28 protein-coding genes are annotated in these 26688 nt (G+C 60.6%); 14 read left to right on the top strand and 14 right to left on the bottom strand.

Features of this window, described 5'->3' with window-relative positions:
* The first annotated feature begins 75 nt into the window (after positions 1-75).
* The 9 genes from GSQ77_RS10725 (at position 76) to GSQ77_RS10685 (ending at position 9351) form a co-directional block, all read left to right on the top strand.
* Positions 76-2436 carry a bifunctional salicylyl-CoA 5-hydroxylase/oxidoreductase gene (locus GSQ77_RS10725; protein ID WP_158901826.1) on the top strand — a complete coding sequence of 787 codons (2361 nt, stop codon included), beginning with the start codon at positions 76-78 and terminating at the stop codon, positions 2434-2436.
* Entirely contained in the window at positions 2433-3284 is an 852-nt protein-coding gene (locus GSQ77_RS10720) for an SDR family NAD(P)-dependent oxidoreductase (protein WP_158901824.1), read from the top strand. Before GSQ77_RS10725 ends, GSQ77_RS10720 begins: the two co-directional genes overlap by 4 nt.
* A complete protein-coding gene (locus tag GSQ77_RS10715) occupies positions 3281-3805 on the top strand; it encodes a MarR family winged helix-turn-helix transcriptional regulator (RefSeq protein ID WP_254067548.1) in 525 nt (174 codons plus the stop codon). The genes GSQ77_RS10720 and GSQ77_RS10715 overlap by 4 nt, the downstream gene beginning before the upstream one ends.
* A gap of 70 nt (positions 3806-3875) precedes the next feature.
* The gene (locus tag GSQ77_RS10710) at positions 3876-4727 is read left to right on the top strand and encodes an enoyl-CoA hydratase family protein (protein WP_158901822.1); all 852 of its coding nucleotides are present in this window, start codon (positions 3876-3878) and stop codon (positions 4725-4727) included.
* Position 4728: 1 nt separating this feature from the next.
* Entirely contained in the window at positions 4729-6042 is a 1314-nt protein-coding gene (locus tag GSQ77_RS10705) for an acyl-CoA dehydrogenase family protein (RefSeq protein WP_301951147.1), read from the top strand.
* Positions 6039-6506: a thioesterase family protein gene (locus tag GSQ77_RS10700; protein WP_158901820.1), complete on the top strand. Its 468-nt coding sequence runs from the start codon at positions 6039-6041 to the stop codon at positions 6504-6506. The genes GSQ77_RS10705 and GSQ77_RS10700 overlap by 4 nt, the downstream gene beginning before the upstream one ends.
* Positions 6503-6901, top strand: coding sequence for a RidA family protein (locus GSQ77_RS10695; protein ID WP_158901818.1), 399 nt, complete (start codon positions 6503-6505; stop codon positions 6899-6901). Before GSQ77_RS10700 ends, GSQ77_RS10695 begins: the two co-directional genes overlap by 4 nt.
* 84 nt (positions 6902-6985) lie before the next feature.
* Positions 6986-8623 (top strand): AMP-binding protein, encoded by a 1638-nt coding sequence (locus GSQ77_RS10690; protein WP_158901816.1) that lies wholly within the window; start codon positions 6986-6988, stop codon positions 8621-8623.
* Positions 8624-8745: 122 nt separating this feature from the next.
* Positions 8746-9351 (top strand): cysteine hydrolase, encoded by a 606-nt coding sequence (locus GSQ77_RS10685; RefSeq protein ID WP_158901814.1) that lies wholly within the window; start codon positions 8746-8748, stop codon positions 9349-9351.
* Between the two features lie 89 nt (positions 9352-9440).
* Here GSQ77_RS10685 and GSQ77_RS10680 read toward each other — a convergent pair whose 3' ends face one another.
* From GSQ77_RS10680 to GSQ77_RS10665, 4 genes are all read right to left on the bottom strand, one after another.
* Positions 9441-10004: a YbaK/EbsC family protein gene (locus GSQ77_RS10680; protein ID WP_158901812.1), complete on the bottom strand. Its 564-nt coding sequence runs from the start codon at positions 10002-10004 to the stop codon at positions 9441-9443.
* Between the two features lie 262 nt (positions 10005-10266).
* Positions 10267-10563, bottom strand: coding sequence for a hypothetical protein (locus GSQ77_RS10675; RefSeq protein ID WP_158901810.1), 297 nt, complete (start codon positions 10561-10563; stop codon positions 10267-10269).
* A 236-nt stretch (positions 10564-10799) separates the two neighbouring features.
* Positions 10800-11342, bottom strand: coding sequence for a DUF3592 domain-containing protein (locus GSQ77_RS10670; protein WP_158901808.1), 543 nt, complete (start codon positions 11340-11342; stop codon positions 10800-10802).
* 146 nt (positions 11343-11488) lie between these two features.
* Positions 11489-13189, bottom strand: a complete 1701-nt coding sequence (locus tag GSQ77_RS10665) for a chloride channel protein (RefSeq protein WP_158902929.1) — start codon at positions 13187-13189, stop codon at positions 11489-11491.
* 172 nt (positions 13190-13361) lie between these two features.
* On the opposite strand from GSQ77_RS10665, the gene GSQ77_RS10660 reads away from it, so the two are divergent.
* Positions 13362-13682 (top strand): DUF1840 domain-containing protein, encoded by a 321-nt coding sequence (locus GSQ77_RS10660; RefSeq protein WP_158901806.1) that lies wholly within the window; start codon positions 13362-13364, stop codon positions 13680-13682.
* 66 nt (positions 13683-13748) lie between these two features.
* Here the strand turns inward: GSQ77_RS10660 and GSQ77_RS10655 are convergent, their stop codons facing one another.
* The 5 genes from GSQ77_RS10655 to GSQ77_RS10635 form a co-directional block, all read right to left on the bottom strand.
* Positions 13749-14267, bottom strand: a complete 519-nt coding sequence (locus GSQ77_RS10655; protein WP_158901804.1) for a universal stress protein — start codon at positions 14265-14267, stop codon at positions 13749-13751.
* A 46-nt stretch (positions 14268-14313) separates the two neighbouring features.
* Entirely contained in the window at positions 14314-14499 is a 186-nt protein-coding gene (locus GSQ77_RS10650; protein ID WP_158901802.1) for a hypothetical protein, read from the bottom strand.
* A 155-nt stretch (positions 14500-14654) separates the two neighbouring features.
* On the bottom strand, positions 14655-15236 hold the full coding sequence (locus GSQ77_RS10645) for a hypothetical protein (protein WP_158901800.1): 582 nt from the start codon (positions 15234-15236) through the stop codon (positions 14655-14657).
* Positions 15237-15329: 93 nt separating this feature from the next.
* Positions 15330-16073: an acetoacetyl-CoA reductase gene (gene phbB / locus GSQ77_RS10640; RefSeq protein ID WP_158901798.1), complete on the bottom strand. Its 744-nt coding sequence runs from the start codon at positions 16071-16073 to the stop codon at positions 15330-15332.
* 136 nt (positions 16074-16209) lie between these two features.
* Positions 16210-16428: a hypothetical protein gene (locus GSQ77_RS10635; protein WP_158901796.1), complete on the bottom strand. Its 219-nt coding sequence runs from the start codon at positions 16426-16428 to the stop codon at positions 16210-16212.
* A gap of 355 nt (positions 16429-16783) precedes the next feature.
* Between GSQ77_RS10635 and GSQ77_RS10630 the strand changes: the two genes are divergently transcribed.
* Entirely contained in the window at positions 16784-17428 is a 645-nt protein-coding gene (locus GSQ77_RS10630; protein ID WP_158901794.1) for a J domain-containing protein, read from the top strand.
* A gap of 44 nt (positions 17429-17472) precedes the next feature.
* Here GSQ77_RS10630 and GSQ77_RS10625 read toward each other — a convergent pair whose 3' ends face one another.
* The 3 genes from GSQ77_RS10625 to GSQ77_RS10615 all read right to left on the bottom strand — a co-directional run bounded on the left by GSQ77_RS10625 (position 17473) and on the right by GSQ77_RS10615 (position 21104).
* On the bottom strand, positions 17473-18843 hold the full coding sequence (locus tag GSQ77_RS10625) for an MFS transporter (protein WP_158902927.1): 1371 nt from the start codon (positions 18841-18843) through the stop codon (positions 17473-17475).
* A 151-nt stretch (positions 18844-18994) separates the two neighbouring features.
* Positions 18995-19933, bottom strand: coding sequence for a LysR substrate-binding domain-containing protein (locus tag GSQ77_RS10620; RefSeq protein WP_158901792.1), 939 nt, complete (start codon positions 19931-19933; stop codon positions 18995-18997).
* A gap of 61 nt (positions 19934-19994) precedes the next feature.
* Positions 19995-21104: a glycosyltransferase gene (locus tag GSQ77_RS10615; protein ID WP_158901790.1), complete on the bottom strand. Its 1110-nt coding sequence runs from the start codon at positions 21102-21104 to the stop codon at positions 19995-19997.
* A 260-nt stretch (positions 21105-21364) separates the two neighbouring features.
* Here GSQ77_RS10615 and GSQ77_RS10610 point away from each other — a divergent pair, with 260 nt between their 5' ends.
* A complete protein-coding gene (locus GSQ77_RS10610; protein WP_158901788.1) occupies positions 21365-22609 on the top strand; it encodes an FAD-dependent oxidoreductase in 1245 nt (414 codons plus the stop codon).
* Here the strand turns inward: GSQ77_RS10610 and corA are convergent.
* Complete coding sequence (gene corA, locus GSQ77_RS10605) at positions 22587-23567, bottom strand: magnesium/cobalt transporter CorA (protein WP_158902925.1); 981 nt, start codon at positions 23565-23567, stop codon at positions 22587-22589. The genes GSQ77_RS10610 and corA overlap by 23 nt on opposite strands.
* Before the next feature lie 413 nt (positions 23568-23980).
* On the opposite strand from corA, the gene GSQ77_RS10600 reads away from it, so the two are divergent.
* Positions 23981-24634, top strand: a complete 654-nt coding sequence (locus GSQ77_RS10600) for a peroxiredoxin (RefSeq protein WP_158901786.1) — start codon at positions 23981-23983, stop codon at positions 24632-24634.
* Positions 24635-24677: 43 nt separating this feature from the next.
* Positions 24678-25748, top strand: coding sequence for a rhodanese-like domain-containing protein (locus tag GSQ77_RS10595; RefSeq protein ID WP_158902923.1), 1071 nt, complete (start codon positions 24678-24680; stop codon positions 25746-25748).
* A gap of 8 nt (positions 25749-25756) precedes the next feature.
* Here the strand turns inward: GSQ77_RS10595 and GSQ77_RS10590 are convergent, their stop codons facing one another.
* The gene (locus GSQ77_RS10590) at positions 25757-26482 is read right to left on the bottom strand and encodes an alpha/beta hydrolase (RefSeq protein ID WP_254067596.1); all 726 of its coding nucleotides are present in this window, start codon (positions 26480-26482) and stop codon (positions 25757-25759) included.
* Between the last annotated feature and the right edge of the window lie 206 nt (positions 26483-26688).

Here is a 26688-nt window from a genome sequence, read left to right as displayed (position 1 = left end):
CCACTCTTTTTAATTACTTGACACCTAAACTATCAAGGACTAAATTAAATACCGATAACTACGCAAGGAGCGAGTATGCGCATCGTCTGCATCGGCGGCGGTCCCGCCGGACTTTACTTCGGCTTGTTGATGAAGCGGCAGAATCCCGCCCACGAGGTCGTCGTGGTCGAGCGCAACCGCCCTTACGACACGTTCGGCTGGGGCGTCGTGTTCTCGGACCAGACCCTGGGCAATCTGCGCGCCGCGGATGCGCCCAGCGCCGACGCGATTCTCGACGCATTCAATCACTGGGACGACATCGAGATCAATTTCCGTGGCCGCCAGTTGCGCTCGTCCGGCCATGGCTTCTGCGGCATCGGCCGCAAGCGTTTGCTCAACATCCTGCAGGCACGCTGCGAAGCGCTGGGCGTGCAACTCGTATTCGAAACCAACGTCACCAATGACGAGGATTACGACGCGGACTTGATCATCGCCTGCGACGGCGCGAATAGCCCGATACGTAAAAAATATGCCGCGACATATCAGCCCAACATCGACATGCGCGATTGCCGCTTCGTGTGGTTGGGCACCCGCAAGCTCTTCGACGCGTTCACATTCGCCTTCGAACAAACCCAGTGGGGCTGGTTCCAGGCGCACGCGTACCGATTCGACGACGAGACCTCGACCTTCATCGTCGAGACGCCCGAGCACGTATGGCGCGCGGCAGGCCTCGACCAGATGAGCAAGGAGGACGGCATCGCGTTCTGCGAACGGCTGTTCGCCAAATATCTCGACGGTAACGCGCTGCTCTCCAATGCCGAGCACTTGCGCGGTTCGTCGCAATGGATCCAGTTTCCGCGCGTGGTCAACCAGCAGTGGGTGCATCGCAGGCCGCGCCCCGACAGCGGCACCACCCCCATCGTGCTGATGGGCGACGCCGCGCACACCGCGCACTTCTCGATCGGCTCCGGCACCAAACTGGCGCTCGAAGATTCGATCGAACTCGCCAACAGCATCGCCGCTCACCCGGGCGACCTCGATGCGGCGCTCGCGCATTACACGGACGTGCGCAGCATCGACGTGTTACGCATCCAGAACGCGGCGCGCAATTCGACGGAATGGTTCGAGAACGTCGATCGCTATACCTCGTTCCAGCCCGAGCAATTCGCCTATTCCCTGCTGACGCGCTCGCAGCGCATCTCGCACGAGAACCTGCGCGAGCGCGATGCACAATATGTGGCGTCGTTCGAAGACTGGATCGCGCATCAGTCCGGCCTCGAAGTACCACCCAATGTTCAGGGCCGCAAACGCCCGGTGCCGCCGATGTTCACGCCGTTCAAGGTGCGCGGCGTGACGCTGAAGAACCGGGTCGTCGTGTCGCCGATGGCCCAATACTCGGCCGTGGATGGCGTGGCCGGCGATTATCACCTGATGCATCTGGGCGCGCGCGCCATGGGGGGCGCAGCGCTCGTCATGACGGAGATGACCTGCGTATCGGCGCATGGCCGCATCACCCCGGGCTGCCCCGGCATGTACGCGCCCGAGCATCTGCAAGCGTGGCGGCGCATCGCCGATTTCGTTCACGGTCAGTCCGACGCGAAGATCGGCATGCAGATCGGGCATGCCGGCGCCAAGGCCTCCACGCGGGTGAGCTGGGAAGGCATTGACCTGCCGTTGCCCGAAGGCAACTGGCCGTTGGTCTCGGCTTCCCCGCAGCAGTATCTGCGCGGCGTGAGCCAATGGTCGCGCGAAGCCAGCGCAGACGACCTGCGCACGATCGAGCAGGAGTTCGTGCGCTCGACGGAAATGGCCGCAGCAGCCGGTTTCGATTGGCTCGAATTGCACTGCGCGCACGGCTATCTGTTGTCGAGCTTTCTGTCACCGTTGACCAATCATCGGACTGACGCTTATGGCGGATCGCTGGAAAACCGCCTGCGTTACCCATTGCAGATATTCGCCGCGATTCGGCAGGTGTGGCCGCAGGACAAGCCGATTTCGGTGCGCATCTCGGCGCACGATTGGGTGGACGGCGGCATGACACCCGACGACGCGGTCGAAATTGCGCGCGCATTCAAGGCGGCCGGCGCCGACATGATCGATGTCTCGTCAGGCCAGGTCAGCAAGGATGAAAAGCCGGTGTACGGCCGCATGTTCCAGACTCCGTTTGCCGATCGCATCCGCAACGAGGCCGGCATCGCAACTATCGCGGTCGGCGCGATTTCCGAAGCCGATCATGTCAACAGCATCATCGCGGCGGGTCGCGCCGATCTGTGCGCAGTCGCGCGTCCCCATCTGGCCAACCCTTCATGGACCCTGACCGAGGCGGCCAAGATCGGCTATTTTGACCTCGCGTGGCCGAACCAGTATTACGCCGGCAAATCGCAGCTTGAACGCAATCTCGAGCGCGAGCGCGCGCAGGCCGAACAAATCGCGCTGCGTGCCGAGGGGGTGATATGAGCACGTCGGCACAAACGCCCAGGCCAACTTCAACGCAAACTTCCGCGCCCTTTGACCCGGCACAGCCGCGACATGCGGTCGTCACCGGAGGCGGCAGCGGCATAGGCGCCGCCACCGCGCTTACGTTGGCCCGCGCAGGCCTGCGCGTAACGTTGATGGGCCGCAATGTCCAGCGGCTCGCCGCACAGCGCGACACCTTGCGCGCGACCTTGCTTGATACGCCGCACGCTCACGCCGAGATCGAAGTCGTCGCAGTCGACGTGACCCAACCCGAATCGGTCGACGCCGCGTTCGCGCTGGTCGCGCAGCGCTTCGGCCCCGTCGATGTGCTCGTGAACAACGCCGGTCAGGCCCGCGCCGCGCCGTTTGCGAAGACCGATATCGCCTTGTGGCAAAGCATGCTCGACGTGAATCTGACCGGCGTGTTCCTCTGCACACGGGCGGTGCTGCCCGCCATGCTCGAACGCCGCTATGGGCGCATCGTCAATATCGCAAGCACGGCAGGACAAATCGGCTACGCCTACGTTGCCGCCTACTGCGCGGCCAAACACGGCGTGATCGGCTTGACCCGCTCGTTGGCGCTCGAAGTGGCAACCAAGGGCATCACCGTCAACGCCGTCTGCCCGGGCTATACGGAAACCGAGTTGCTGCACGAATCGCTGGAGCGAATCATGAACAAGACGTCACGCAGCGAGCAGCAGGCTCGCGAGGATCTGCTGCGCACCAATCCGCAGCGCCGGTTCGTCCAGCCGTCCGAGGTGGCACATACCGTGCTGTGGCTGTGCGCCGCGGAATCGGGCGCGGTGACCGGGCAATCGGTGTCCATTTCTGGTGGAGAAGTAATGTGACGCGCGCCGCCATCACTCGCGACAAAAAGACCGCGCCGGAGGAAAACGTCGTCGACCTCGAAATGAGCACCGGCGCCGACAGCCACATGGGCCTGCGCTTGTGGCTGCGCATGCTCACCACCACCAACCTGGTGCAGACGGAATTGCGCACGCGGCTGCGCACCGAATTCAACAGCACGCTGCCCCGTTTCGACCTGATGGCGCAACTCGAACGCCATCCCGACGGCCTCAAAATGAGCGAGATCTCGCGCCGTCTGATGGTAACCGGCGGCAACGTGACCGGCATTACCGACCAGCTCGAAAAAGAAGCGCTGGTGGTGCGCGACGTCGATCCGAACGACCGGCGCTCCATCAGCGTGCGCTTGACGCCAGCGGGCCGCACGCTGTTCGACAAGATGGCGATCGCCCACGAACAATGGGTCGTCGAGATGTTCGGCGGCCTCGGGCTCGACGAGAAGGTGCGCGTCCATCAACGGCTGGGCAAGCTCAAGAAACACCTGATCGATAACCTGAAACGATAGTGGCCCACGCATCGACCTGCATCCACGAGCGGCACCCACGATCCGCACTCACGAACGGAGACACAACACCATGACAGCATCATCAGCCGACGCCTTGCTGGCCGGTAACCGTACGACGTTAGCCGATTACCAGGCTCGTCATTTCCTATGGTCGGTCCAGGGCAAAGTCGGCACGATCGAATTGAATCGCCCCGAGCGCAAAAACCCGCTCACGTTCGAATCGTACGCGGAGCTGCGCGACCTGTTTCGCCAGCTCGCCTATGCCACCGACGTCAAGACCGTCGTGATCCATGGCGCCGGCAACAACTTCTGCTCGGGCGGCGACGTCCATGAAATCATCGCGCCGCTGATCGGTTTGCCTATGCCTGAATTGCTGCTCTTCACACGCATGACGGGCGATCTTGTCAAAGCGATGCGTCATTGTCCACAGCCCATCGTGGCCGCTGTCGATGGCGTGTGCGCCGGAGCCGGCGCGATCCTCGCGATGGCCTCGGACCTGCGCCTGGGCACCGCGCGCAGCAAATTGGCCTTCCTGTTTTCACGCGTCGGTCTGGCCGGCTGCGACATGGGCGCCTGCGCGATCCTGCCGCGCATCATCGGCCAGGGCCGCGCGTCCGAACTGCTGTTCACCGGCCGCTCGGCGAGTGGTGAAGAGGCGTACACCTGGGGCTTCTACAACCGCCTGTGCGAACCCGAGACCGTGCTCGCCGACGCGCGCAAGCTCGCGACGGAAATCGCTGCGGGTCCGACCTTCGCGCACGGCATCACCAAGAAAATGTTGCATCAGGAGTGGAGCCTGAGCGTGGACGACGCGATCGAGGCCGAAGCGCAGGCGCAAGCGGTCTGCATGGCAACGCAGGACTTCGAGCGCGCCTATCGCGCGTTTGCCGCGAAGTCGTCGCCGGTATTCGAGGGGAACTGACGTGACCGACAAAGCCAATTTGGCGTCGCAGGCCGAGCCTGCAAACCCGGGCCCGCAGGCCAAGCCTGCGACTGGCTCCAACGCGAGCCCGGCCGCCGTCGAGAACAGTCCGCTCGATTGGCCGTTCTTTGAAGACCGTCACCGCGAACTCGCTACCCGGATCGATGCATGGGCGGCCGCGCATCTGAGCAAGACCGGCCACGACGATGTCGACGCCACCTGCCGCCACTTGGTGCGCGAGCTCGGCGCTGCGGGCTGGTTGAAATACGGTGTCGGCGGCACGGCCTATGGCGGCCACGGCGATACGATAGACACGCGGGCCGTGTGCTTGCTGCGCGAAACCCTCGCGAAACACTCGGGGCTGGCCGACTTTGCGCTCGCCATGCAGGGCCTGGGCTCCGGCGCCATATCGCTGGCCGGCACGCATGAACAAAAGCAGCGCTATTTACCGCGCGTCGCCAGCGGCACCGCGATCGCCGCGTTTGCGCTATCGGAGCCGCAGGCCGGATCGGACGTCGCCGCCATGGCGCTGAGCGCACGCCTCGATGAGGCCGGCGAACACTACATCCTCGACGGCGACAAGACCTGGATCTCGAACGGCGGCATCGCCGATTTCTACGTAGTGTTTGCACGCACTGGCGAAGCGCCGGGCGCGCGCGGCATCAGCGCGTTCATCGTCGACGCCGACACGCCCGGCCTCGAGATCGCCGAACGCATCGACGTGATCGCCCCGCATCCGCTTGCCCGGCTGCATTTCGATGGCGCGCGGGTACCGCGTGGTCAACTGCTCGGCGCGCGTGCAGAAGGCTTCAAGATCGCCATGCGCACGCTCGACATCTTTCGCACTTCGGTGGCGGCCGCGTCGCTCGGTTTCGCACGCCGCGCCATGCAGGAAGGTCTCGCGCGCGCCGCATCGCGCCCGATGTTCGGCCAGACGCTCGGCGATTTCCAGCTCACGCAGGCCAAGCTCGCGCAAATGGCGTTGACGATAGACAGTTCCGCCCTGCTGGTCTATCGCGCCGCGTGGTTGCGCGATCATGGGAAAAACGTCACGCGTGAAGCAGCGCTGGCGAAGTGGCAGGCCAGCGAAGGCGCACAGCAAGTCATCGATGCCGCCGTGCAGTTGTGGGGCGGCGCCGGTGTGCAAAGCGGCGTGGTGGTCGAGCAGTTGTATCGCGAGATCCGCGCGCTGCGCATCTACGAAGGCGCGACCGAAGTCCAACAACTTATCGTCGGCCGCGACCTGCTGAAGGAACACGCGAAGCACGCGGAAAGCACCAAGCTCGCGCAACACTCGGACGGCAGCGCACCATGACCGCCCTCCAACCCGCGACGTTTTCGCGCCCCGTCAAAATCCGCTTCGCCCATTGCGACCCGGCCGGCATCGTGTTCTTTCCGCAATACCTGGTGCTAACCAATGGCCTCGTCGAAGACTGGTTCAACGAAGCACTGCACATCGATTACGCACACATGATAAGCGTGCGCCGGGTCGGGCTGCCCATCGTGAAACTGGACTGCACGTTCTCGAAGCCCAGCCGCATGGGCGAAGTCGTCACGCTCTCACTGGCCTTGCTGCACGTCGGACGCTCGTCGCTGCGCATCGAGATTACCGGGCGTGCACAAGAACAAACGCGATTCATCGCAACCCAGGTACTCGTCACCACCTCGCTCGAAAGCGGTGCGGCGATCGACATTCCAGCGGATATCCGCACGGCGCTCACGCCCTTTCACTCAGAACAATCCCAACACTGCGCAACCATCAAGGACACGACACCATGAAGAAAACGCTTTTGCCGCCGAGCTGGATCAAGCCGCGTGGCTACGCCAACGGCGTCGCAGCAGTGGGTACGCAAGTCTTTATTGCCGGCCAGATCGGCTGGGACGCGCAAGCGCAATTCCAGAGCACAGACCTGGCCGCACAGACCCGGCAGGCGTTGCAAAACGTGGTCGCCGTGCTCGAACAAGCCGGTGGGCGCCCTGCGCATCTGGTGCGCATGACGTGGTATGTGACGGATAAACGCGACTACCTCGCATCAGCCAAGGAGATCGGCCGCGCGTTTCGCGAAGTGATCGGCAATTACGACATCGCGATGAGCGCGGTCCAGGTGGTCGCATTGATCGAAGACCAAGCCAAGGTCGAGATCGAGGCCACTGCGGTGATCCCGCTATCGTAAGTTTCACTGCACCTGTTTCACTGCCCCGCTAACACTTAAGCCACCTTCAACCTCAATTGCCTCGTCCCTCTCCAGGAGATCAGGATGGAACTGTCCGCTCACGTCGATACCTTTGCTCGCGATAACCTGCCGCGCGCCGAACATTGGCCCGTTATGCTGCTCGAGAATCCGGATGTCGCGTATGCAGCCCGCATCAATTGCGCGACTGAATTGCTCGATGGCACGATCACGGCGGGGCATGGCGAGCGCCCGGCGATCTGGTCCGATCTGGACGGCCAGCCGTTGGCTATCACCTACAACGCGTTGCTGGCACGCGTGAACCAGAGCGCGCACGTGCTGGTCGAGGACATGGGTTTGCAGCCGGGCAATCGGGTGTTGCTGCGCGGACCGAATACGCTGAATATGGCCATCGCGTTTCTCGCCTGCATCAAGGCGGGCCTGGTGGTCGTGCCGACCATGCCGCTGCTGCGCGCCAAGGAACTCAAGCAGATCATCGATCGCGCAAAGGTGAGCGCGGCGCTGTGCGACGCGCGCCTGATCGAGGAGCTGGCGAAATGCAGCACGCCTGGCGATGAATACTTTTGCGCCGATTTGCAGCAGGTGCGCCTTTTTCATGACGACGCCGCTGACTCGCTGGAGTGTGTGGCCGCAGGAAAGCCGGAGCAATTCGACGCGTGCGACACGGCCGCTGACGATGTCTGCCTGATCGCCTTCACCAGCGGCACCACCGGTATGCCTAAAGGCTGCATGCACTTTCATCGCGATGTATTGGCGATGTGCGACCTCTTCCCGCGCCATGTGCTCAAGCCGACTGCCGACGACGTCTTTTGCGGCACGCCGCCCCTGGCGTTCACGTTCGGCCTGGGCGGCCTGTTGTGCTTTCCGCTCAGAGTCGGCGCGTCGACGGTGCTGATCGAGCGGCTTACACCCGAGACGCTCGTGCAAACGATCGCGCGGTTTCACGCCACGATCGTCTTTACCGCACCGACGTTCTATCGGCAGATGGCGCCCTTGCTGTCGCGCTATGACGTATCGAGCCTGAAGAAAACCGTATCGGCCGGCGAAGCGCTGCCCGACTCGACACGCGAGCTATGGCGTCAGGCCAGCGGCATCGACATGATAGACGGCATCGGCGGCACCGAGCTGATCCACATCTTTATTTCAAGCGCTGGAGCCGATTCGCGGCGACATGCCATCGGCAAAGCGATACCGGGGTATGTCGTGCAGGTGGTCGACGACCAAATGCAGCCGGTGCCGCCCGGCACCATCGGCTTGCTGGCGGTGCGCGGCCCGACCGGTTGCCGCTACCTGAGCGACGAACGGCAGCAGAAGTTCGTGCGCGATGGCTGGAACCTGCCGGGCGACGCCGCCTACATGGACGCCGACGGCTACGTGTTCTACCAATCGCGCGCCGACGACATGATTATCTCGGCGGGCTACAACATCTCGGGGCCGGAGGTCGAGAGCGCGTTGATGCAGCACGACGCGGTAGCCGAATGCGGCGTGGTGGGTATCGCCGATGAAGAGCGCGGGCAAATCGTCAAGGCGTTCGTCGTGCTGCGGGCGGGGTATGCGCCCAGCAAACAACTGATCGCCGAGCTGCAGAGCTTCGTTAAAAATTCGGTCGCCCCCTATAAGTACCCACGCGCGATCGAATTCGTCGATGCGCTGCCTGTGACCGAGACGGGCAAGCTCAAACGCTTTGCGCTACGGGCCATGTGATTTCACAGTGACCGGGTTTGCTCGCATTCGACTCGCATTCGACTCGCGTTGGCCCCGCGTTGGCCTATTAATCGTCTATGATTCACAGGCATTGCAGGTAAACCTTCCAGCCTGGAGCGACCATGAATCCCAAGACGACGGCTTTGCTGCTGATTGAATACCAGAACGATTTTGTCTCCCCCGGCGGCGCCATGTACGACGCGGTGAAGGGGGTCATGGCCAGCACCAATATGCTCGCCAACAGCGTGGAGGCGGCCACGCAGGCACGCGCATTGGGTGCGACGATCATGTTCGCACCGATCGCCTTCGCCGAGGGTTACCACGAGATTACGGCGGCGCCGTATGGGATCCTGAAAGGCGTCGTGGACGGCCACGCTTTTCGTGCCGGTACGTGGGGCGCCGCGATCGTCAACGAGCTCGCGCCCCGCCCAGGCGATATCGTGATCGAAGGCAAACGCGGTCTCGATGTGTTCGCGAGCACCAACCTCGACTTCATCTTGCGCAGCAAGGGTATCGAGCATCTGGTGGTCGGAGGCTTCCTGACGAACTGCTGCGTGGAATCGACCGTGCGCACCGGTTATGAACGCGGCTATCAGGTCGTGTCGCTCACCGATTGCACGGCGACCGTCGGCGAAGAAGAGCAACGCTTTACCTTCGAGAAGAATCTTCCGATGTTCTCGCGGCCTATGGATCACCGCGCGTTTTTATCGGAACTGCGCGCCGGCTAGCGGGCGGTTGGCTGCGTGCGCAGATCCGCGCTCAGCCCGTCGCCACCACCGATCGGCATCGGTCATGGGCACAGCAGGGACTCATCGCGTCAGGCTTTTTCGGTAAGCTCCGCCACGCTGACATTGCTCAGGCTGAGCAAAGCGCTGGGCTGCAATAGCAGCTTCGCTGCACGCACGCCTGCGCCCATGACTACTTGCGGGCACGCCATCACGGCGGCGTCGACCAGGATAGTCCAGTCGCTGGGCAAACCAAATGCGGTGATCCCACCGAACTCCATCTTGCTGTGCTCCACCGCATCCTCGCGCTTCGCGAATGAAATGCGCCGCGCCCCCAGCGCAGCTTTCACCAGCCCATTAACGTCCAGCCGACGCGAGCCTAGCGACACGACAGCGGCGTATTGTTCGCCCACTGCGGTCTTGGTGCGCACAACAATCGTATTGGCGCAAACCTCCAGCCCGAAACCGTAGCGCTCACTGAATTGAGCGGTATCGGACGCGTCGTCATCGACCAGGAACACGGTGACATCGAGGTTGGCGAGGTGCTCGCATACGCTGGGCGGAAGATGCTGCGACCAGACATCTGGGGCGATGGTGTTGAGAGCGGCAGCAGCAGCGGTTGCTGCTGTCGAGTGCTCGGCGGCGTTTGCGTTCATGGTACTCAGCTTGGATATTGGTTTGGAACAGCCAATAGGATAATGGAATCCGTGCGGCGCCGCGTGCATACGATTTCGGCGAAACCCGATTCATGGCGGGACGTGAGTACGCGCACGGGCACGCTATCGAAAGCGCGCTGCGCAGTATCAAGCTATAACGGATCGATCGATAACTCACCGTGCTGCTCGGTGATTAGCCGAGCAGCACGGTACGGATATCGCGATTTTCAAACGGCGATTTTCAAACGGCAATGCCGACCGCTCAAGCTACCGTGAGCTTGTTGGGCACGCCGGAATTACTGGAATTGGGCGAAGGTCGCAAGGCCTGTGAGCCTTCCTGCTGGCTTTTGCGCTGATCCGACACGGGTTCGATACCGCGCTTGGCCACCTCTTCAAAAAAGGTCAGTCGAGCCCGGTAGTAGTCGGCTTGCAATTGAGCATCGAGAACACGCTGCTCGGCGTGGAAAAGTTCCAGGCGAAGTTCCTGCAACGCTTTCTCCGCCTGCTTTTCCGGTGTGTGTGCGTAATGCACAGGCCAATCCACGATCCAATGTTGCATGATGAGCTCCCCGTTATCGGCTACTCGTTTGTTGCTATCGATCATGCGTATCACGGGGTATCAAGAAGCGGAACGGAACAGAACCGAACGACTTAAACCCCGGCCCAACTCACAATTAAGATTATCAAATAATCGGGCTGTGCATACGCCAGGAACTCGCCAAAGCCGTTCCTGTTGCGAAAATGGCACGATTGCAAAAGCGAGCGGACCGCGCGTTCGTGACGAATATCAAATATTCAGTCAGCCAAGCTCCAACGGACTTTCTTCGCGCGACAACCGGTCACGATCAGTAATCCGAAGAGGAGCACTACCAGTATCGATAACCCGAACGGTGCCCAGTCGGTGCCACGGGGGGTCCTTCGGTCCAGCACTGACAGTTGGGGATTAGCCGGGTCATAGTAGGCATGGACCGCGCTGCCGACTGGCCGCGACAAACCGTTGTTCAGCGCTTCCGGTCTGGAATCGTACCAATGTGCATCGAAGCCGCCCGGGATGCCGTTGCTTTGAGCACGGTAGGGTTTTCCATCAACCGTATAGGAATACGACCAAACGGGAGACCAACTGACTTGTTTGTCCTCGGAAGTCGAGGATTGCGTTTCAGCCGCTGCGATGGTCGCGTCCACCGTAGGCCAACTCTGCTGCGCCCTTTCGAGCAGGTAGGTCTTGAGACCGAGATATCCCATGCATCCTGCGATGAACAGGAAGACGACCATGATGCCGGTGAGAAGGAGTCGGGTGACTGGGCTCAGTGTTTTACGAGAATCTGCTGCTGGCGTCATGGAAGCTGTTGGTTCGAGAATATCTGGAGGTAGCCGGCGCCGGTTGGCATAGGCGAAGATCGCACTTCGCCCTGACCGTTGACGCATTATCGCCTGTCTCTCGCGGCTGACCGTTTTTCCACGAACGATTATTTGCGCGCCTGCCTTCAGCGCGCGAACGGCAAGCGTTGGAAAGCTTCGCGGCGATCCTCTTCGTCGGCAGACACGGAAGACAATTTGACGAGGTCGCTGCGACTGACGATACCGACGAGCCGGTGAGACTGCGCGTGCGCAACCACAGGCAGACGTTCGAGTGCGTGAACAGCCAAGCGATTAGAAATCGTCCGGCAGGTCTCTCCCGGCAGTGCCACGACCGGAGCATTCGCGCCATACAGGTCACCGACCTTCACCGCCGCGCGACTCTCCTGCGTGGCCAGCAGCGTGGCGCGATCGAGCATGCCCACCAATATTTCACCGCGCACCACCGCGTAGCCGCGCTGCCTTTGCCGTTCGCCGAAGTGGCTGAGCAGCACGTCGGCAATCAAGGCATCGGCATCGATCGTCGCGACCTCGCGCGTCATCACTTCTTCGACAAAATGGCGCTCCAGCGGATCGATCCCGTACTCGCGATAGATGTGATAACCGCGGCGCGCGATCTTTTCGGTCAGGATGGAGCGTCGCATCATCAGCACCGTGAACCCATAGGCAACGGCCGATGCAGTCAGCAGCGGCAGTAGCGCATTCGCATCATGCGTGAGCTCGAACGCGAACAGTACCGACATGATCGGTGCGCGCATCATGCCGCCGAGCACCGCCGCCATGAAAATCAGCGGCCACACCGCAGGGTCGCCACCGGGCATGATGGGCGCGAGTACAGCACCCAACCCTGCGCCCATCATCAACAGCGGCGCCAGCACGCCGCCCGACGTTCCGGAACCGAGTGCGATCACCCAGATAACCGCTTTGGTCAGCACGATAGCCACGACGACGCTGATTGCAAGATGATTCGCGAGCAGGTCGCCGATCACGTCGTAGCCGACGCCCAGCGCGCGCGGCTCGAAGTAGCCACCGATGCCGACCGCCACGCCGCCGAGCGCCGGCCACCACATCCAGTGGATGGGCAGTTTGCCAAATAAATCCTCGACCTTATAAAGCGAGGTAGACAACCCCCACGACAACGCACCGGTCAACAGGCCTGCAACCGCGCAAGACACCAGGCCCAGCGAACCCATCGTGGCCGTCTGCAACGGAAACAGCGGACCGGCCCCCAGCAACAGAGGCCGTGCGAAACCGGCCACCGCGCACGCGATCGCAACGGGCAAAAGGCTGCGAGGCCGCAGTTCGAACAGCAGCAACTCCACGGCAAGCAGCACCGCTGCGATCGGCGTGCCGAATACCGCCGTCATGCCCGCCACAGCACCCGCAACAAGCAAGGTCTTGCGCTCGCCCGCGCTCAAGTGGAAATGCTGTGCGATCAAGGAACCGATCGCACCGCCCGTCATGATGATCGGGCCTTCCGCGCCGAACGGACCGCCGCTACCGATCGCGATCGCCGAGGACAGCGGCTTGAGCACCGCGATCTTGGGCGACATTTTGCTCTTGCCGAACAAGATCGCTTCGATCGCCTCGGGAATGCCGTGGCCGCGAATCGCCTCGGATCCGAAGCGCGCGATCAGGCCGATGATCAGACCGCCAATCACCGGTATCGGAATGATCCACAGCCCCAGATGGTTGGCCGCGGGCGAGTTTTGCACCCAGGACACGGTTTGAAAGAAAAACAGATTGGTGAAGAAATGGATCAGATGTAACAGCACATAAGCCGTGACGGTGCTCAAGGCACCCACCACGACGGCAATCCCGGCAATCATCAATAGCCGGTTGTTTGCAGCGAAATCCCCTCGTGATGCGTTCCCGTGCACGTCGACTCCTAGCGATTAATAAAACAAACCCAAGCAAATAACTTACAAGTTTAAGAATATATCACGGTGTGATATATAATACAGACAAGCTCGCGATTGCTAGGTCGGGCAAGGAGGCACCATGTTGATCACGTTCAAATCGCCTGCGGCACCGGACGTTCGGATGCTCTCGGACCTCGCGCAATATCTGCTGGGGCTTATCGGCAAGCGGCTGGGCGAGCGCGGTGTGCTGGCCTGTGGAGAACTTCCCAGAGCCATCGCACGGCTGGAGACAGCGATTTATGCAGACCAGGAGCTACGCGCTGAGTACGAGGCTAGTCGTCAGTTGCATACCGCCGGGAACGGAGAAACGTCGGGCGGCCTATCACAGCGGGCCTACCCGTTTCTGGACATGTTGCGTCAGGCGCGTGAGCAGGATGCCGACATTCTTTGGGGCATCTGAGCGGGCCTGCGTGAGTCCACTCATAGGCCCGCGAATAGGCCTGCGCTCAGCCCGGCGCGCTTGAAGTTACGGCGCACCGATATCTGCTTGCGTGCTGCGTTTGTCCTGGGTGGTTTGGGCTACGTCATCGTGTTCCCATGCCCCGGCATGCTCCGTTGCATTGACGACCAGCATGCTGCATGAAACACGGTCCAGCAGACGCCCGTCGTCCACGCCGCTCCACCAGCGTGCCAGCCGCCCGCTACGATGGTGTCCCAGTACAACCAAGTCGACGTGCAGCGCATTGGCAAAGAACGGAATACGATCCATCGGATTGCCAATCGCGAAATGCCCGATCGCGCTGATCCCCAACGCTTCGAGCTTCGCCACGCCTTCTTCGAGTATTTCTTTGGCAGTCTGCTCTTCCACGTCGAATGGAACCTCCGAGACAGCATCGAACCCACGCATCCAGCGCGAATTGTCGAGCACCGCGAGCAAATGCGTTTCCGCCTTGAATAGCTGGGCCAACTCGGCGCCGTCGCGCAGCGCTCGTCGGCCTTCGCGCGTGGTGTCGTAACACAACAGCATACGTTTAAATGTAGACATGATGCGGCCCTCCAATTCACGAGGCTCCCGCGGCGGCGGCCGGCGCCTACGTAACAAGCGGCATCGCTTCGATCAGCGCAAAACCGAGCAATGCGCCGAGCGCAGCGCCGATCAGAGTGGGGTGTCGCGTGTGCAAGTGAAGCACCGACAGCACGTTACCCAGCAGAATCACGCCCAGCAGTGCAAAAACAAGCAGCAGATAGGTGATCTCGAAGTCGTTATCGATAACCATGACGCCCCCCTCGCTTTCCAGCCGCTTTTTCCAAACTTATCTGCGGCGTTTATCTCAAGTATATGTCACGAGGTGATATATACAAGCGACATCACGGAGTGAGATCGAGCGCGCGGCCAACCCTCTGTTCGAACACCTGCCGGGGTTGCCGTGGTTTAGTGAGTCGCCGCTGCCGGCGAGTTGCATGTCCGGTCCAACGGCATCTGAAATCGGTCCAAATGGCTTAGACAAACCGTCAAGGTCGCGCCGTAGTCGAACGCGATCGTTTTCGGCTTTCCGTACTCCAGCGCCATCGCTTCACGAAAATCCTTGTGCGCCCTGAGTGCCACTTGGGCAGCGGAATCCGCCTGGCGTGAACCGGGCGCGGAACTACCCTCGCGCGGCCCGACGTCGAATGTCGCTGAGACGTCCACGAGCGCCGAGCTATCGGATATCGACGCAATAAACACGCTCGACGTCAGCTTCGCCACGCCAGTATGACAAACGGTTTTACCCGGATCGCACCGGCGTATGGCTTCGTACAGATCCAGCGACGACGTCGCTTTATCGCCGCCCGCCAACGCGAATAGGGTCCGGCGAGCCAGTGCACCGCCCCGGGACGCGTCGTCGTTCGCGATGTTGCTTGTTGTCACGATGCCAACCATCTTGTTATCGGCTTTAGTCGGCACCAAACCACACGCGGACAGCGTTATTGCAGCAGTAACCGCGCAACCAGCGAGACGGAGCGTATTTTTCATAGGTGTGTGCATAGGCAGCGAATTGCCGTGATCGATTAGGCAGCGAATTGCCGCCATCTTCCGATAGATCGGCAATTTTGCAAAATTCTTTAATCACTGCAGATGCTGCCCGCCGTTGATCGCGATGTTCGCTCCCGTCACAAAAGCGGCGTCGCGCGAGCACAAGTAGAGCACCAGTGCGGCCACCTCCTCGGGTTGCCCGAGGCGTCCGACCGGAATCTGGGAAATGATTTTGGCGTCCAGGATTTCCTGCGGCACCGCCGTCACCATCTTGGTTGCAATAAACCCGGGCGAGATCGAGTTGACCGTCACCCCTTTCTTCGCCACCTCGAGCGCGAGCGATTTCGTGAAACCGTGCATCCCCGCTTTGGCCGCCGCATAGTTGCTCTGGCCGAAACCGCCCTTGCAACCGATGATGGACGACACATTGATAATGCGGCCCCACCCTCGCTCGACCATACCGTCGCACACGGGCTTGGTCATATTGAATACCGAGTCGAGATTGGTACGTAACACCGCATCCCAATTGACTTTATCGAGCTTCTTGAAGCTCGCATCGCGTGTGATGCCGGCGTTATTGATCAGGATGTCGACGGGGCCGACCTCGGCCTGGACCTGCGCCGCGCATTGTTGGCACGAGTCGTAGTCGGCAACGTCCACCTGGTATGCATGGAACCGCCGGCCTTCGGCCTCCATGGCGGCCAGCCAGCCGGGCGCGCCAGTGTTGCACGGGGAGAAGGTGACCGCCACGGTGTAGCCGGCATCATACAGTTTGATGCTTATCGCTTCACCGAGTCCGCCCATCCCGCCCGTGACCAAGGCCACTTGTTTTGTCATTTCGCTACGCTCGATATCAAGAGGAAGTACTCGTCGATTTCCGTGTCGAGGTGACGGCTGCGTAAGCCGGCCTGTACGCTAGAACCCACTTTTTCCGCTCGGGACCGCGCAATTTCAACAATTAATAACCTCACTGCTACTCCTCGCGCGTGAGATAGTTTTTTCGGAATTGCTCGGCGGCTTTAAGAATGGATTCGCCGTAGCGCGTGATATGAGGATATTGTTTCGATCCGAATTCTTTCAAGACAACTAGTTGCAACATCAGCAGGATGCCAAGCTCCATGCGGTCTAATTCAATTTGATCGGGCGCGTTTTTGACTAATATCAAGGTGGCCAGTTCATGGGGACTCAACATTTGTGTCTCCTGTATGACAAGCATCCACTTAGCCGGCAAAAAACCGCCGTTGTTGCACCGACGATACGCGAATCGACAGTTACCAGCGCGCTCAGTAGATGCTTAGTATTGCTTAACTAAATTCCATCCCTCTAGAGTGAGCATACTAATATTCGTTTTATGTCTTATGCAAGAAAAAAAGTATTACCTAGGGTTTAAATAATCACCTTGAATCAACAACTTAGTCGACAATCTACAATGAAAACTTCAAATCACGGGTGTGGTCGAGGGTGCCGTCCGGTGTGAAATGCGGGGCTGCATCGCTAAGGGTTTTCCCGTGCTAGGATGCTCCGACACGAATCCGATGTGGCGGAAAATGACAACCTTATATGACACGCTCGGGGTACGCGACGACGCGACCGAGGATGAAATCAAGCGGGCGTATAGGAAAGCCGCTATGCGGTGGCATCCGGACCGCAATGTCGGTCCCGAGGATGTGGCGCGAGCGGCATTTCAGGAAATCAAAGAGGCCTACGCGATTCTCTCCGACCCCGCGCAGCGCAAAATCTACGACGACGTCTTCGCGAAACAGATGCGCGATTGGGAGCATCAACGACAGCAGGAAGAAGAATTGCGTGCCGAACGCGAGGCTGCGGCTCAGGCTGCGGCTGACGCCGAGTATGCCGAGATCGTTACGCTGGCAATGCGGTTCGCGTCCGAGGGTTATAACCGCGATGTCGTGTTTGGCGTGTTGCTCGGGCGGCCGTGCGATGTTCAACTCGCGAACCGTGTTGCCGACAGCGTATGCGCGTTGCACGCGTCGCGGCAGGCCGACGTTGCTGCCGCGGCCGCCGCCGCGCGAACCTCGGCCGACCCGGGAAATGTTACAGAATCCTCCGTGTCACCCGAGCAACGAGAAAACGCACAAAGCGCGTCATCGAAAGCGGAATCGGGCCAACACCCCGCGAGTGTGTTCCAGGAGTTGTGGCAGACCCTCTTCGGCGTGCGATCCGGATCTTAGTTCGCCCACCGTGGAACGCTGATCGCGAGGCGGTTCGGCCCGGCTCACCCAGGTGCCAACTCGTTTTCCACCTCACTCTTCACCTCATTTTCCACCTCATGCAGGATCGGGGTGCCCACCGCCGTATCGTCAATGGGAAAGTGCAGCATCGCGGCCAACAGCCCAGCCGCGACCGTGGCTGCCCATATCAAAGAATAGGAGCCGGTCACGTCGAAGACGAAGCCGCCTAGCCATGCACCGAGAAATGAGCCGATTTGATGGCTCAGAAAACACACGCCGAACAACGTTCCCAAATGGCCCATGCCGAAAATCTTCGCGACCAATCCGCTCGTCAGCGGCACGGTCCCCAGCCAAGTCAAACCCATCACGGCCGCGAAGACGACGACCGATGCGGGCGTCTTCGGCAAAAGAATAAAAACCGCGATGGTGACGCTTCTGATCAGATAGAGCCATCCCAGAACATATTGCTGGCGAAAGCGTCCACCCAACCAGCCGCACGCCCAGCTGCCCCCCATGTTGAATAAACCGATCAGTGCCAGCGCGGTCGCCCCCAACCCTATGGGCATATGACAGAGGAACAAATACCCCGGCAGATGCGTTCCGATGAAGGCCAGCTGAAATCCGCAGGCGAAGAAACCCAATGTGAGAAGACGGTATCCACGGTGCCGGGATGCCTGCGCTAACACCTCACGCAAGGAAGATGCAGGCGGCTGCGCCGACGATCGAGTACCGCCCGGGTCTACGTCCATGTCTTGGCCTGGGTCTTGGCCTGGGTCTCGGCCCATGTCTCGGCCCATGTCTCGGCCCATGTCTCGGCCTGATTCTCTGCGACCAAGAACGATCCCGAACGGCGCCACCAACAACATCAGGAACGCGAGTACAAGAAGCGACGCGGATACGCCCGACGTTGCCCTGATCGTCTGGGCCAAGGGAATGATAAGAACTTGGCCCAGCGAGCCGCCTGCGCTCACCAAGCCCATCACCATGCTGCGCCTTTGCGCAGAGACCACGCGACCGACCGCCGGCAAGACAACGCCGAAGGTGGTGCAACTGATCCCGATGCCGACCAGCAAACCCATGCCGACCACGAGCATGGCGCCCGACGGTGCCACGGCTGCGAGCGCCAGGCCGGCAGCAAACGCGGTCGCGCCGAACGCGACCACCGGCGTCGAGCCGTAGCGATCCGCGGCAGCTCCCGCGAACGGTTGCGCGACGCCCCACACGAGATTGTGAAGCGCGATCGCAAAGGCGACGAGAGTGACCGGCATGCCGCGATCGAAGGAAAACGGGCCGATAAATAGACCAAAGGTCTGCCGTGTTCCCATCGCGGCACTGAGGATGAGTGCGCCCGAAACTACGATGAGCGTCGCGCGATTCTTCAAAGGCGCCAGGGTCCAGCTGTTGAATGTAAGCATCATTTCGACTCTCCTTGATCGCATACTGGCAGCGAGCGCGAGAGCCGACAAAGGAAAGTATTTTGATGACAAGTGAAGAACCCTCACCTGTCATTTTGATGAGCCGCTTGGTGAACTGCTTTCGATGAGCTGCTTTCGATGAGTGGCGATGCTAGTCGATCAGGGTCTGCGCGTCGGCGTCGGTAGTCACAGCGTTGCGCTCGAACATCTCAGCCTCTGTGAGCAGCCACCGTTTGAAGCCTAAGAGGTCGGGCCGGTGGTCCGCGCCTTCCGAACTCACCAACCAGTAGGCTGTTTCGGCGCTCACCGCTGCCGGACCCAATTCGACCAAAGTCTGCGCAGCGAGCTCCCGGTCTACCAACGGCCGTCTACCGAGAGCCACGCCCAAGCCTGCAATCGCTGCCTCGAACGCCAGTTGGATCGTGTCGAAGCGCAAGCCGCCTGATGCGTCGACGCCCTCCGTGCCCGTGATATCCAACCACGCTTGCCAATCTTCACTAGCGGGATTGACGTGGATCAGCGTCGCACGGCGAAGATCGACGTTGCCCGCTTCATCGACCAGGGAATCACGATAGACGGGGCTGCACACCGGGGCCAACTGTTCACCGAACAGTCGCGTCCATGCCGCTCCCGCGACGGGTGCCCGGCTCATCCGAATCGCGAAATCGAACCCATCGACAGGAAAGCCAACCTGATGGCGGGACGTGTCGACGGTGACATTGATGTTCGGCCATTGATTGCAGAAGCCAGGCAGCCGGGGCAGCAGCCACCTGGACGCGAGCGTGGGCGCACAGCTTACGGCAATGGTGCGATGCGCCTCGCGATTCGGTAGACGTTGCGTTCCCGTTGCGATCAAGGAAAACGCTTTGGAAACGTAAAGGAGATAATCGGCGCCCTCGGGCGTCAATGTGAGCCTTCGGGGCTCGCGGATGAAAAGCTCGACGCCGAGTGCCTGCTCCAGACTGACGATCCCGTGACTTACCGCGCTGGGCGTCACGTTCAACTCCGCGGCGGCGAGCTTGAAACTCTGATACCGCCCCGCCGCTTCGAAGAAGCGCAGCGATGATAGCGGTGGAAGGCGACGCGACATGACACATCTCCAGCGGCGGCCCACGATCTATCGTGATCAACGGGCATACCGTTTTAGCATATCACGCGCGCCGAAAGCCGCCCGCGATGCGCCGCCACAGGCTGCTCGCCTCCTTACGCTGCGCCCAAACGTGGTCAGGAAGTGCCTGGGCAAACCAGGCATCGCGTCGTCCGGAAAAGCGCGATACGCCAAAGCGTTCCGGGGCGTTGAAGAGATCGAGATAAGCCTGGCGATAGTGCTCGATCATGGCGCTATCCGAGTAGTAGCGCTCCATCCATAAACGCGAGGCGGCACCGATTTCGCTACGTAGCGCTGCGTCGGCCAGTAGGTCCCGTAGCGGGCGTTCCGCTTCTTCAAGGCGCACGTCTATCCAGGGCAACTCTGCTGCGCCGGTGAGTTTCCTGAGCTGCAATTGCGCCCGCGCGTCCAGATAGCCGAACGTGGGCTTGCCTTGCGACAGCGCTTCCAGGCCACTCAAATGATAGTTGCCCGTCACGCACTCATCGATCACGACGGCAGCTTGTTGCTTGGCAAGCAGGCACGCGTCGTGCGGCATGTCCATGATCAACTGGACCCGACACAAACCTTGTCGCTCCAGCTTACGCAGCAATCTCAACGTTTGCGGAGCGCCTTTGGTTTCCCATCGGGTGCGCCAAGCTGAAGCCTTGCCGCTAGGCGAAAACGCGACGATCGGCAGGCCATCCGCTTCGGGTTTGGGCAGGTAGCGCGGATCGTGCAACGGAATCAAATTCGGCACGATCCTGGCGAACGGATAGTAGCGCTCGGGACCCTGCGCGATGACGAGTTGCGGGATGTCCTCGCGAACGATCTGCTCCATCAGCTGGGGATTGCGTTTGGCCCAAAGATGCGGCGCTGAATGATATTGGCGGATCACTTTCTTGTCGCCGAAACGCTGCGCGAAGCCGGACCCGAATGTGTCGTCCAACGAGAAGAATTGGTGGATGTGAATGATGTCGGCATCAGTGATGGCGTCAAGCGCTTGCTGCTGTTGCGTCGACCAATCGATATCGGCGATAAAGGTGCGGGCGCCGTAGGCCGCGGCATTGAAGACGACATGACGCGCCCGGACATCGGTCAGGCGGTTAAGCGCCGCAACGATGGTGCCGGGGCTTCCTGCAACAGGGGTACTGGAAAGATGAACGACTCGCATAGCGCTGTCATGGTCTGGATGCGCAGCGGGTAGCTTAGTTCGATACGCTCGTGTTTTCGTTACGAGAGGAGGCGCAATATTTACGTACCGTTACCTGGACGGATTGCCAGTCAGGCGCCGCCCGGTCCCGCGCATGGGAAAACCAGCGAAATGCCATTAAGGAAAAGCTTACGTCCGTGCACCGGAAACCGCCTAGAATGAACCCGCAGCACGGCAACCAATGCGCGATTCTCTTCAATAAAAATATAAGGAGATAGGTAATGGACATTCAAACCATCCGCACCCGCTGTTGTATCGTCGGCGGCGGCCCCGCCGGGATGATGTTGGGCTACCTGATGGGGCGCGCAGGAATCGAGACGATCGTGCTCGAGAAACACGTCGATTTTCTGCGCGATTTCCGCGGCGACACCGTGCATCCGTCAACACTGGAAATCATGCACGAGCTCGGGCTGCTCGATGAGTTCTTGACCTGCCCTCACACCAAAATCACGGAGATCGCGCTCGAGATCGGCCGCCAGACGATCAAGGTTGGCGATTTTTCTCGCTTGCCCACCGTCGCGAAGTTTCTCGCGTTCATGCCGCAATGGGACTTCCTGAATTTCCTGCTCGAGAAGGGGCGTCGCTACCCTCACTTGAAAATCATCATGCAAGCCGAAGTCACCGACTTGATAGAGGAACAGGACACCATCGCGGGCGTGCTCGTCCAGACGCCGAATGGCCCGCTGCGGGTTCATGCCGATCTGACCATAGGCTGCGACGGGCGTGGCTCGCGCATGCGCGAACGCGCCGGTCTGGAAGTCGAGAATCTCGGTGCGCCGATCGACGTGCTCTGGTTCCGGCTGTCCAAGCATGCGAACGATCCCGGGCAGGTACTCGGTCATCTCGACCGCGGCAAAATGATCGTCACGCTCGATCGCGGCGACTATTGGCAATGCGCGTTCGTGATTCCCAAGGGCGGCATGGCGACCTTGCAGTCCAAAGGCGTGGCGGCTTTTCAGCGCGAAGTCGCCGCCGGTGCGCCTTTTCTCGCCGACCGGGTAAGCGAGATCGAAAGCCTCGATCACGTCAAGCTGTTGAGCGTCGAGGTCAATCGCTTGAATCGCTGGTCCAGGGCCGGCTTGCTATGCATCGGCGATGCGGCGCATGCCATGTCGCCGGTGGGTGGCGTAGGCATCAACCTCGCGATCCAGGACGCGGTCGCCACCGCCAACCTGCTGTGCGCCATACTGCAAACGCGTGTGCCGACCCTGGACGAACTCGACTCGGTCAGGCAACGCCGCTTGTTTCCGGCCCGCATGGTGCAGGCGGCACAGATGGCCGTTCACAAGCGCGTGCTGATGCCCACGATCGCCCAAAGCGATCGACCGTTGCAAGCACCGTGGCCCGTATTGCTACTCAACCACGTGGCGTGGCTGCGCGGTTTGACCGCGAGGATGATAGGCATGGGCGTGCGGCCCGAGCATGTCCGCTCGCCCGACACAATCAGAGCCACCCCGCCAACTTGAACCGCCACCACAAGAACAAATCCACGGTAAACATCACACCCAAGCACGCCGGATACCCATATTGCCAGTGCAACTCGGGGATGCTTTGGAAATTCATGCCGTAGATACCCGCGATCATGGTCGGCACGGCGAACAACGCGGCGAATGAACCGAGGCGCTTGGTCACTTCGCTTTCTGCCAGCGAGATCATGCCGAGATTGACTTGAATCGCCGTCACGACCATCTCGCGCTGCCCTTCAATCGTTTTCACCATGCGCACTAGATGGTCGTACACATCGCGAAAATACGCCTGCATACCCTCGCAAACGGACGGTACGCGTCCGCTGCCGGCCAGCTTGCTCAACGGCTCGAGCAGCGGCGCGACATGGTGATGCATGATCACGAGGCGGCGTTTCAGCGAATACAGGTCTTCGATGATCGCGCGCGCACCGGCCAGGTTAGTCTTGGCGAAGATGCGGTCCTCGACCGCTTCCAGTTCCTCACGCAGCGCTTCCAGAATAGGAAGATACCGATCCACGACATTGTCCATCAGCGCATACAGTACGAATGCCGAACCTTGTTTCAACAGATGCGGCTCACCTTCGCAACGCGCCCGCACGGCCTGGAAGCCCTCTGTTGTGCGGCTGCGCACGGATAACACGTAGTTTCGGCCAACGAAGGCGTCCACTTCGCCGATCTGCAGTTCGCCCGCGCTATCCATTTCGATCGTATGCAGCACGGCGAAGAGCGATTCGCCGTACTCCTCGATCTTCGGTCGCTGATGGCCGCACTGCGCATCTTCGATTGCGAGTGGGTGCAAGTTGAACTGCTGCTGCAGATGCGCGAGCTCACCCGGGTCCGGGTCCTTCAACGCGACCCAGACAAAGCACTCGGGCCGCGACACATACGCGCTGATGTCGTCGATTTCTATATCGGCCAACTTCCGACCGTCTTGATACGCAGAGCAATTGACCAGCATCGTATTCACCTTGGGAGTTAGGCGCAAACGGGGCACAAGCGGCATGCCGCTCCAGGCGGAGCAATGTTGCGGGTATTTTACGCGATCGAGATTGCCGGAATGTGTCCACAGAGCCGGCCGACCTGTCACCAGAATGGCAAATTTATCCTGCTTGAGAGCGGCAGCGACCACCCGTTTTGTCCTACACTATAAAAGCGACTGGCAGCGCATGCCGCTGTTTGTCTCGCATCATGGCTTGGGGAAGCGCCTGCGAATCCGCTGAGCGCCCAGATGGGCTTCCCGCGCAACACGGTCCAACGAGCCGGAGCTTGATCGTTAGCCTAACCCATCGCCTGATACAACCTAGGCAACCGGGGCCTTCGCTGTGACAGCGGCGCCACTACCCTGGCGCACCCGCCCCATGGAGGATGATGATGTCGATTCGAATCGGAGAAGAAGCGCCGGATTTCACTGCCGAGACCACCGAAGGCACGGTCCGTTTTCACGAATGGATTGGCGACCACTGGGCGATCCTGTTTTCACATCCGAAGGATTTCACACCCGTTTGCACGACCGAACTCGGGTACCTCGCCGGGCTCATGCCGGAATTCGACAAGCGCAACACCAAAATTATCGGCCTTAGCGTCGACCCCGTCAGCGACCACCAGAAGTGGATGAAGGATATCGAAGAGACGCAAGGGCACGCGATCAACTATCCGCTGATCGGCGACGCGAACCTGGCTGTCGCCAAGCTGTATGACATGATTCACCCGAACGCAAACGGTGGTACGCGCACTGCAGCGGACAACGCGACGGTGCGCTCGGTGTTTCTCATCGGGCCGGACAAGAAGGTCAAAGCCATGCTGATGTATCCGATGAGCGCCGGCCGCAATTTTGACGAGGTGTTGCGTCTGCTCGATGCGCTGCAGCTCAACGCGAAATTCACGGTGGCCACGCCCGTGAACTGGAAAATGGGCGAAGACGTTATCATTCCGACCTCCGTTTCCAACGATGACGCGATGCAGAAATATCCGCAGGGTTTCAAAACCGTGAAACCCTACCTGCGTTATGTGGCACAACCGAGGTGATGCGCTTGTTGAGTGCAACGGCCAGCGCCGGAGGAAAACCGTGTTGATCTTCCGGCAGCTCATTGACCAGCAATCGTCCACCTATACGTATCTTCTTGCGGATAGCGCAACGGGCGCGGCTGTGCTGGTCGATCCGGTATTTGAACAGGTACGCCGGGATACGGCACTGATAGAAGAGCTCGGATTACGCCTGCTCTATACCATCGACACCCACGTCCATGCCGATCACGTGACCGGCGCGTGGATGCTGGCGCACCGCATGGGTAGCCAGATTGCGATATCAGCCGCGAGCGGCGCCGAAGGCGCCCACCGCTATCTGAACGACGGCGACCGGTGCGAGTTCGGCACGCGCTACCTGGTAGTGCGCGCGACACCGGGTCATACCAATGGATGCATCAGCCTTGTGCTCGACGACGAGACCATGGCGTTCACCGGCGATTGCCTGTTGATCAGGGGCACGGGCCGCACGGATTTCCAGCATGGTGACCCGCGCGCGATGTTCCGTTCGGTCCACCAGCAGATTTTCTCTTTGCCTCTGACATGCCTGCTTTACCCGGCCCACGATTACCGTGGTTTGACGGTGACGAGTGTCGGCGAGGAGCGGGACTTCAATCCGCGCCTGGGCGGCCAACTGTGCGAAGACGATTTCGCCGGATATATGGCGAACCTGCTCCTGCCGCACCCGAAGCAGATCGACGTGGCAGTGCCGGCGAACCTCAAATGCGGCGTGCCGCCCAGCGACGTCGCGCAGATGGCCCAACCCGATTGGGCGCCGCTGACGTACACCTTTGCGGGCATCTGGGAAACCAATCCTCAGTGGCTCGAGGACAATCTCCGTTCGGTCCAGATTGTCGACGTGCGCGAGCCTGACGAGTTCGATGGACCGCTGGGCCGCATTCCCGAGGCCAGGCTCATTTCACTCGGTGAGCTGGCGAAGCGCGCCCGCGAACTCGCACCGGAACGCCCGATCGTAACCGTCTGTCGGGCCGGCGGACGTTCTGCACAAGCCACGGTCATACTCCGCCAGTCAGGGTTCGATGCCGTTGCGAACCTCGCCGGCGGCATGCTCCGCTGGCGCGCAGAAGGCCGCGTCGTCGAAAACGCCGGCCTGTAAGGCTGCGCTCAGTCCTGCGCGTGTTGTGCCGCTTGCTCGATCAGCGCAGCAACCTCTTTGGGATGCGTCTCATACACCGAATGGCTCGCTCCTGCGATTTCGACCGTATGACTATGGGCACGTGCCGCGTACATGCGTTCAAGGTCCGGGCTGATGATGTGATCCATTTTGGCGACCATGTACCAGCTCGGCTTCACCTTCCATGCCGGATCGGTGATCTGAGCGCTGAACACCTGGGCCGAAGTCGGCATCTGTGCTTGCGCTTCGAATTGCGCCTGTTTGAGCGGCAGGTCGGCGGCAAAATCAGCCGGATAGCGCGCCGGGTCGAGGAAAAGGAAGCCGTCCGGCGTCTTTACGAGGTCTTGTGCCGGCGTCGCATTCGGAAACTTCTTGCCGTTACCAACTTCCGTTTCGCCTGCATCCAGCGCGTGAGCTGCGATATAGACCAGTCCGGCCACATGGCTGTCGTTGCCGGCTTCCGTGATAATCGCGCCGCCGTAGCTATGTCCGACCAAAATCGCCGGGCCATCCTGGCGATCGAGAATACGTTTGGTCGCGGTCACGTCTTCGGCGAACGAGGTGAGCGGCTCCTGCACCAGCGTTACCTTGTATCCATCCTTGGTCAAAATGTCATACACAGGCCGCCAGCCTGACCCGCCGACAAAAGCGCCGTGGACCAGAACGATGTTTTTTACGGGTGACGATGCCGCAGTCGCCGGAAGCGCTGCGCCCATCAAGAGTGTGGCGCCGACTGCTGCCGCGAGGCGAAGGATATGGGTTTTCATGGTGGTTCCCTGTGGAGCGGCCGAAGGTCAACCGCGAGTTATCAAGTGATTTACGGTTCATCGCTAACACCTGCGACGACGTACGAATATTGATCTCCCGGCTGTGATCTCGGCATGACCCGTTCATGACAACTTTGTCAGAATCCGCTGCCCTC

Origin of the sequence: Burkholderia sp. L27(2015) (genome assembly GCF_009765705.1) — a bacterium.
Lineage (GTDB): Bacteria > Pseudomonadota > Gammaproteobacteria > Burkholderiales > Burkholderiaceae > LMUX01.
The sequence above is the reverse complement of the archived record's forward strand: the minus strand, read 5'-3'. Positions and strand labels throughout refer to the sequence as shown.